This window comes from Methanobrevibacter sp. (assembly GCF_045126245.1).
Taxonomy (GTDB): domain Archaea; phylum Methanobacteriota; class Methanobacteria; order Methanobacteriales; family Methanobacteriaceae; genus Methanocatella.
In genome coordinates this window covers 24,137-30,201 of record NZ_JBGVOG010000007.1, presented here as the reverse complement: position 1 = coordinate 30,201, position 6,065 = coordinate 24,137, and the positions used below count along the sequence as shown (strand labels likewise).

Annotated in this window: 14 protein-coding genes; all 14 read left to right on the top strand. The window is 33.7% G+C overall.

Annotated elements, in window-relative coordinates; translation table 11 throughout:
• Nucleotides 1-40 precede the first annotated feature (40 nt).
• The 14 genes from rpsS (at nt 41) to ACJMLZ_RS00475 (ending at nt 6,065) form a co-directional block, all read left to right on the top strand.
• Nucleotides 41-451 (top strand): 30S ribosomal protein S19, encoded by a 411-nt coding sequence (gene rpsS, locus ACJMLZ_RS00540; RefSeq protein ID WP_405303368.1) that lies wholly within the window; start codon nt 41-43, stop codon nt 449-451.
• Between the two features lie 12 nt (nt 452-463).
• Entirely contained in the window at nt 464-931 is a 468-nt protein-coding gene (locus ACJMLZ_RS00535) for a 50S ribosomal protein L22 (RefSeq protein ID WP_405303367.1), read from the top strand.
• Nucleotides 931-1,689 carry a 30S ribosomal protein S3 gene (locus tag ACJMLZ_RS00530; RefSeq protein ID WP_405303366.1) on the top strand — a complete coding sequence of 253 codons (759 nt, stop codon included), beginning with the start codon at nt 931-933 and terminating at the stop codon, nt 1,687-1,689. The genes ACJMLZ_RS00535 and ACJMLZ_RS00530 overlap by 1 nt, the downstream gene beginning before the upstream one ends.
• Nucleotides 1,690-1,724: 35 nt before the next feature.
• Nucleotides 1,725-1,931, top strand: coding sequence for a 50S ribosomal protein L29 (rpmC, locus tag ACJMLZ_RS00525; RefSeq protein ID WP_303371962.1), 207 nt, complete (start codon nt 1,725-1,727; stop codon nt 1,929-1,931).
• Complete coding sequence (gene yciH / locus ACJMLZ_RS00520; RefSeq protein WP_405303365.1) at nt 1,932-2,270, top strand: stress response translation initiation inhibitor YciH; 339 nt, start codon at nt 1,932-1,934, stop codon at nt 2,268-2,270.
• 83 nt (nt 2,271-2,353) lie between these two features.
• A complete protein-coding gene (locus tag ACJMLZ_RS00515; RefSeq protein ID WP_405303364.1) occupies nt 2,354-2,632 on the top strand; it encodes a ribonuclease P protein component 1 in 279 nt (92 codons plus the stop codon).
• A gap of 11 nt (nt 2,633-2,643) precedes the next feature.
• The gene (locus tag ACJMLZ_RS00510) at nt 2,644-2,961 is read left to right on the top strand and encodes a 30S ribosomal protein S17 (protein WP_292825552.1); all 318 of its coding nucleotides are present in this window, start codon (nt 2,644-2,646) and stop codon (nt 2,959-2,961) included.
• A gap of 5 nt (nt 2,962-2,966) precedes the next feature.
• Nucleotides 2,967-3,365 carry a 50S ribosomal protein L14 gene (locus ACJMLZ_RS00505; RefSeq protein WP_405303363.1) on the top strand — a complete coding sequence of 133 codons (399 nt, stop codon included), beginning with the start codon at nt 2,967-2,969 and terminating at the stop codon, nt 3,363-3,365.
• Between the two features lie 8 nt (nt 3,366-3,373).
• A complete protein-coding gene (rplX, locus tag ACJMLZ_RS00500; protein WP_405303362.1) occupies nt 3,374-3,724 on the top strand; it encodes a 50S ribosomal protein L24 in 351 nt (116 codons plus the stop codon).
• Between the two features lies 1 nt (nt 3,725).
• The gene (locus tag ACJMLZ_RS00495) at nt 3,726-4,454 is read left to right on the top strand and encodes a 30S ribosomal protein S4e (protein WP_405303361.1); all 729 of its coding nucleotides are present in this window, start codon (nt 3,726-3,728) and stop codon (nt 4,452-4,454) included.
• Nucleotides 4,451-4,963: a 50S ribosomal protein L5 gene (locus tag ACJMLZ_RS00490; RefSeq protein WP_405303360.1), complete on the top strand. Its 513-nt coding sequence runs from the start codon at nt 4,451-4,453 to the stop codon at nt 4,961-4,963. Before ACJMLZ_RS00495 ends, ACJMLZ_RS00490 begins: the two co-directional genes overlap by 4 nt.
• 9 nt (nt 4,964-4,972) lie before the next feature.
• A complete protein-coding gene (locus ACJMLZ_RS00485; RefSeq protein WP_292608552.1) occupies nt 4,973-5,116 on the top strand; it encodes a 30S ribosomal protein S14 in 144 nt (47 codons plus the stop codon).
• Nucleotides 5,117-5,127: 11 nt separating this feature from the next.
• The gene (locus tag ACJMLZ_RS00480) at nt 5,128-5,520 is read left to right on the top strand and encodes a 30S ribosomal protein S8 (RefSeq protein WP_292740329.1); all 393 of its coding nucleotides are present in this window, start codon (nt 5,128-5,130) and stop codon (nt 5,518-5,520) included.
• 8 nt (nt 5,521-5,528) lie between these two features.
• Entirely contained in the window at nt 5,529-6,065 is a 537-nt protein-coding gene (locus tag ACJMLZ_RS00475) for a 50S ribosomal protein L6 (protein WP_405303359.1), read from the top strand.

Genomic DNA, 6,065 nt, shown 5'->3' with positions numbered 1-6,065 from the left:
TAAAAGAACAGGTTTAAAAAGATAGATAGAGGGTGTTTCATTGGCAAGAAAAGTATTTAAATATAAAGGTTATACTCTTGAAGAATTACAAGCTATGTCTTTAGAGGAAGTAATGGAATTATTCCCTGCAAGACAAAGAAGGTCTTTAAAGAGAGGATTCTTACCAAGACAACAAATTGTTTTGGATAAAATGAGAAAATTGAATAAAGAAGGAACTAAAGATGGTCGTCCTGTAGTAATTAGGACCCATTGCAGAGACATGATTGTTATACCTGAAATGGTAGGAACCACTTTTGGTATTTATGATGGTCGTAACTTTGTAGAAGTAACTATTGCACCGGAAATGATTGGTCATTACTTTGGTGAATATGCACCAACAAGACAAAGAGTCCAACACGGTGACCCAGGTATGGGAGCTACCAGATCATCCATGTTTGTACCACTTAAATAAGGAGATTAAATCATGGCAAACAACAAATATGCTTATAATAAAGAAGTTGATGAAGCAAAAACTGCACGTGCTATGGCTAAATCTCTTAAGATTTCTCCAAAACACAGTGTTGAGATTTGCAGTGCAATCAGAGGAATGGAAGTAGGAAAAGCTAAAGCTTACTTAGAAGATGTCATTGATATGAAAAAATCTGTTCCTTTCAAAAGACACAACAAAAAAGTTGGTCACAGAAAAGGACAAGAAGGCTGGCCTTCCGGTAGATACCCTGTAAAAGCTGCAGAACAAATTTTAAAAGTTTTAGAAAATGCTGAAGCTAATGCAGAGTACAAAGGTATGGACACTGAAAAGTTATTCATTGAACATATTTCTAGTCATAAAGGTGTTGTAATTCCTGGATACATACCAAGAGCATTTGGTAGAATGACTCCGTTTAACACACCTACTACTCATATTCAAATTGTATTACAGGAGGCTAATTAATGATAGAAAAAGATTTCGTCAAAGAGGGCCTTAGAAGAACCAGAATTGATGAATATTTAGAAAAAGAACTCGAAAGAGCTGGATACGGTGGTATGGAAGTTCAAATTACACCTTTAGGTACTATGGTCGTTGTTTATGCAGAAAGACCTGGTATGGTAATTGGAAGAGGTGGAAAAAACGTTAGATCCATTACTAACACCCTTAAAACAGAATTTGGATTAGATAATCCTCAAATTGAAGTTAAAGAGGTTGATGTTCCAGAACTAAACCCAAAAATCATGGCTTACAAAGTAGCTAACATGTTACAAAGAGGTATGCAATTCAGAAGAGTGGCATATTCAACCATTCGTAGAATTATGGGTGCTGGAGCTCAAGGTGTGGAAATTACCATTTCCGGTAAAATCAGAGGTTCTAGATCTGCTGTAGCTAAATTTGTTGAAGGATACATTAAAAAATGTGGTGAACCTTCAATCAGATTAGTAGAAGAAGGATTTGCTACAGTTCAATTAAAACCTGGTGTATTAGGTATTTATGTTAGAATCATGCCTCCAAATACTGTATTACCTGATTCTGTCGAAATTCTTCCTCCAAAAATGATCATCGAAGAAGAAGACGGTGAAGTCATTGAAGAAGAAATCGATGTTGAAACTGAAGAAATCATCGAAGAGGAAATTATTGAGGAAGTTGAAGACCTCGAGGAATTAGAAGAAGTTGTTGAAGAAGAGTCTACTGAAGAAGTAGAGGAAGACGATAGTTAGATATATAAATTTAATTATCTAAAAGAGTTGGAACAATGGCGATTTTAAGAAGTAAAGAAATTTGGGACATGGAAGTTGATGAGATTCAAGATAAATTAGTTGAACTCAGAACTGAATTATCCAAAAACGTTTCTAAAAGTGCAGCTGCTGGGGTTAACGAAAACCCTGGAAAAATTAGAGAATTAAGAAGAACAATTGCTCGTGTTCTTACAATTTTGAATGAAAAACAAAAGGAGAATTAAATGTCAAAAATCTGTGATGTATGTGGGCTTCCTGAAGAACTTTGTGTTTGTGAAGAAATAGCACGTGAAGTTCAGTCTCTAAAAGTTTTTACAGTTAGAAGAAGATTCGGAAAACTCATGACTATTATCGAAGGTATTGATGAACACGATATAGATATCAGAGAACTCACAAAAACTCTTAAAGCGAAATGTGCTTGTGGAGGAACTGCTAAAAACGGTCAAATAGAACTTCAAGGTGACCACAAAGTTAAGGTCAAAGAAGTTTTATCCGATATGGGTTTCTCATCTGATACTATTGAAATTCGTGAATCTAAAAAGAATAACAAGAAAAGGAGATAATTCATCTAATTCGATATGTTTTTCAATAAAATTTTGTAATTTTCTGCATGATTTATTGTGAATATTTCATAAGAGATGGGATTATGATTACTTCAAAAAATTTAGTTCATCATGAATTCATTGGATTAATGGTTCAGGCAACTAATGAGAAGGATTCCTCTCTTAAATTAGTAGGAACAATTATTGATGAAACTAAGAATACCATTAAAATAGAGGATAAGAATAAAATTGAGAAAATTATCCCAAAAAAAGGTTCAATATTTGTATTTGAACTTCCAAACGGGGAAAAAATTGAAATTAATGGTGAAATTTTATCAATTCGTCCTGAAGATAGAATAAAAAAAAGGTTTAAAAAAATATAAATGGTGATAATATGGTTGGGCTTAACGTTCAAGAACCAGAAACTACATGTGATGATCCTAACTGCCCTTTCCACGGGACTTTACCTGTAAGAGGTCAAGTGCTTGAAGGTGTTGTTGTAAGTAACAAAGCAGAAAGGACTATTTCCGTTGAACGTAGTTACTACAAATTCATTAAAAAATATGAAAGATATGAAAAGAGAAAATCCAAAATCAATGTTCACAAACCAGATTGTTTACATGTGAACGTTGGCGATTCTGTAAAAATTGCAGAATGCAGACCATTGAGTAAAACTAAACATTTTGTTTTAGTTGAAGTTAAAGGAGAGTAATTATTATGAAACCATTAACCTCAAATGTTACTAAAGCATTACCAATTGGAGCAACTCTCCAATGTGTTGACAATACTGGTGCTCGTGAAATCGAAATCATCTCCGTAAAAGGATTCAAAGGTGTAAGAAGAAGACTCGATGTTGCTGGTGTTGGAGATTTAGTTGTTGCTTCTGTTAAAAAAGGAACTGCAGACATGAGAAGAGAAGTTGTCAATGCAGTTGTAATCAGACAGAAAAAAGAATACAGACGTGCGGATGGTCTTCGTGTTAAATTTGAAGATAATGCAGCAGTTATTATTACTCCTGAAGGAGTCTTAAAAGGTTCCGAAATCAGAGGTCCTGTTGCTAAAGAAGCAGCTGACAGATGGCCTAGTGTTGGTAGTGCAGCAAGTATTTTAGTATAGGTGAAAAAATGTCAAAACAACCAAGAAAACAAAGAAAAGCTCTTTACAATGCTCCTGCTCATGCACGTGGTAAACATTTAAGTGCTTCTTTAAGTAAAGATTTAAGGGAAAAATTAGGAACTAGATCTTTACCAATCAGAACAGGAGACAAAGTTAGTGTGGTCCGTGGAGACTTCAAAGGACATGAAGGAGAAGTTCTCAGTGTAGATTATAATTCTTACAAAGTAACTGTTGAAGAAGTAACATTATCAAAACCAGACGGAACTGCTACTTTCCTTCCAGTAGATCCATCTAACTTAGTAATTATTGATGCAGATTTAAAAGACGATAGAAGAATTAAAAACAAAGGAGATAATTAAAATGGCTAATATGGGATCCAGTAAACATCTTAAAAGATATAAAGCACCTAAATCTTGGCCTATTCATCCTAAAGAAGACACTTGGACTGTAAAACCTTCTCCAGGTTCACATTCCATTAAAGATGCTATTCCATTAACTTTAGTTATCAGGGATGTTTTAAAATTAGCTGATAACTCAAGAGAAGCAAAAAGAATTATCAACTCTGGTAATGTATTAGTTGATGGAAGAGTAGTTAAAGATTACAAATTCCCAGTTGGTTTCATGGATTTAATTGAAATTCCAAAAACTGGCGAATCTTACAGAGTTCTTTTAGATAGAAAAGGAAGATTACAATTAGATTTAATTGATGATAATAGTGCTAAATTATCTAAGATTGTTAATAAATCCACTATTAAAGGTGGAAAAACTCAATTGAACCTTCATGATGGTAAAAATATTATCATTGATGAAGATGCATACTCTGTTGGAGATGTAATTTGTTTAAAAGTACCTGAACAAGAAATTGTTGAAGTATATCCTTTACAAGAAGGAGCTACTGTTCTTGTTACTGGTGGTAAGCACACCGGTGAATTAGGTACCGTTACTGAAATTATTGAAAATAAATCTTCTAATCCGAACACTATTATTATCGAAAATAGTGCAAAAGATGATTTCTTAACTTTAAAAGATTATGCATTTGTTGTTGGTACTGATGCACCGGCAATATCTTTATTGGAGGTTAATAAATGAACCCAATGAATGAAGTACGTATCGAAAAGGCTACTGTCAGCATTGGTGTTGGTGAAGCAGGTGAAAAATTAGAACGTGCTATTACTTTATTAGAAGAAATGTTCGACCAAACTCCTGTTAAAACTTTTTCCAAAGTTACTAACCCTGAATGGGGTATTAGGAAAAAACAACCAATTGCATGTAAATTAACTTTACGTGGCGAAAAAGCTGATAAAGCTATTGATATGGTTTTAGAAGGTATTAGTAGAAATATTAAACCTACTCAATTTGATGCTCAAGGAAACCTTTCTTTCGGTATTAAAGAACATATTGATATTCCAGGCATGAGATATAATCCTGATATCGGTATCTTTGGTATGAACGTATCCGTCACTTTTGAAAAACCAGGATACAGAATATCCAAAAGAAAAATCAGACAAAAGAAAGTTCCTCAAAAGCATAGAATTTCTAAAGAAGAAACTATGAAATTTATGGAAGAAAACTTCAAAGTTAATTATGTAACTGAATAAGGTGATATTTTGCCAAGAAAATACGGAAAAGCTGCAAAAAAATGTAGTCGTTGTGGAGACCACTCTGCTATGGTTAGCAGATACGGTATAAATTTATGCAGACAATGTTTTAGGGAAGTAGCTCCTAAAATGGGATTTAAAAAATATAATTAGAGGTTTTAAATATGAGTCTTATGGATCCTCTTGCAGATGCTTTAACTAACATTAGAAATAACGAATTACAAGTAAACGATTCCTGTGTTATTTCTCCTGCTTCCAAATTAATTGGACAAGTTTTAAGCACAATGCAAAAAGAGAATTATATTGGTAATTTTGAATATATTGATGACAACAGGGCAGGTAAATTCACTGTTGAATTATTAGGTAACATTAACAAATGTGGTGTTATCAAACCTCGTCATGCTGTTAAAAAAGATGAATTTGAGAAATTTGAAAAAAGATATTTGCCAGCAAAGAATTTTGGTATTTTAATTGTCACTACTCCTGAAGGAATTATGACTCACAATGAGGCTAAGGAAAGAGGAATTGGTGGACGTTTGTTGGCTTACATGTATTAGGTGATAAAATGGTAGTAGCTGCAGCTATAAGGGAAACTATTGAAATCCCTGAAGGCGTTGAAGTTATAATTGAAAATAATGAGGTCTCTGTAAAAGGACCTAATGGAGAAAACTCCAGAAAATTTACTTATCCTAATGTAAGTATTAAAGAAGAAGATGATGTTGTTGTTTTAGAAACAGCATTCCCAAAAAAGAAAGACAAAGCAATGATTGGAACTACAAGAGCACACATTAACAACATGATTGTTGGTGTAACCGATGGTTTCACATACCACATGAAAATCGTATTCGCTCACTTTCCAATGACTGTGAAAGTTCAAGACAGTACAGTAGTAATTGACAATTTCCTCGGGGAAAGACACCCAAGAACTGCTAAAATAGTAGGTTCTGCTAAAGTGGCAGTTAAAGGTGATGAGGTAACAATTACTGGTGTTAATAAGGAAGAAGTCGGTCAAACTATGGCTAACTTAGAACAAGCAACTAAAATTAAAGGAAGAGATCCTAGAGTATTCCAAGACGGAATATATTTAACTAGCAAGGAATAA

What these genes read in the sequence shown, in the direction of transcription:
- ACJMLZ_RS00535 (WP_405303367.1), top strand. Translation starts at nt 464, where the DNA reads ATGGCAAACAACAAATATGCTTATAATAAAGAAGTTGATGAAGCAAAA.
- ACJMLZ_RS00530 (WP_405303366.1), top strand. Translation starts at nt 931, where the DNA reads ATGATAGAAAAAGATTTCGTCAAAGAGGGCCTTAGAAGAACCAGAATT.
- rpmC (WP_303371962.1), top strand. Translation starts at nt 1,725, where the DNA reads ATGGCGATTTTAAGAAGTAAAGAAATTTGGGACATGGAAGTTGATGAG.
- yciH (WP_405303365.1), top strand. Translation starts at nt 1,932, where the DNA reads ATGTCAAAAATCTGTGATGTATGTGGGCTTCCTGAAGAACTTTGTGTT.
- ACJMLZ_RS00515 (WP_405303364.1), top strand. Translation starts at nt 2,354, where the DNA reads ATGATTACTTCAAAAAATTTAGTTCATCATGAATTCATTGGATTAATG.
- ACJMLZ_RS00510 (WP_292825552.1), top strand. Translation starts at nt 2,644, where the DNA reads ATGGTTGGGCTTAACGTTCAAGAACCAGAAACTACATGTGATGATCCT.
- ACJMLZ_RS00505 (WP_405303363.1), top strand. Translation starts at nt 2,967, where the DNA reads ATGAAACCATTAACCTCAAATGTTACTAAAGCATTACCAATTGGAGCA.
- rplX (WP_405303362.1), top strand. Translation starts at nt 3,374, where the DNA reads ATGTCAAAACAACCAAGAAAACAAAGAAAAGCTCTTTACAATGCTCCT.
- ACJMLZ_RS00495 (WP_405303361.1), top strand. Translation starts at nt 3,726, where the DNA reads ATGGCTAATATGGGATCCAGTAAACATCTTAAAAGATATAAAGCACCT.
- ACJMLZ_RS00490 (WP_405303360.1), top strand. Translation starts at nt 4,451, where the DNA reads ATGAACCCAATGAATGAAGTACGTATCGAAAAGGCTACTGTCAGCATT.
- ACJMLZ_RS00480 (WP_292740329.1), top strand. Translation starts at nt 5,128, where the DNA reads ATGAGTCTTATGGATCCTCTTGCAGATGCTTTAACTAACATTAGAAAT.
- ACJMLZ_RS00475 (WP_405303359.1), top strand. Translation starts at nt 5,529, where the DNA reads ATGGTAGTAGCTGCAGCTATAAGGGAAACTATTGAAATCCCTGAAGGC.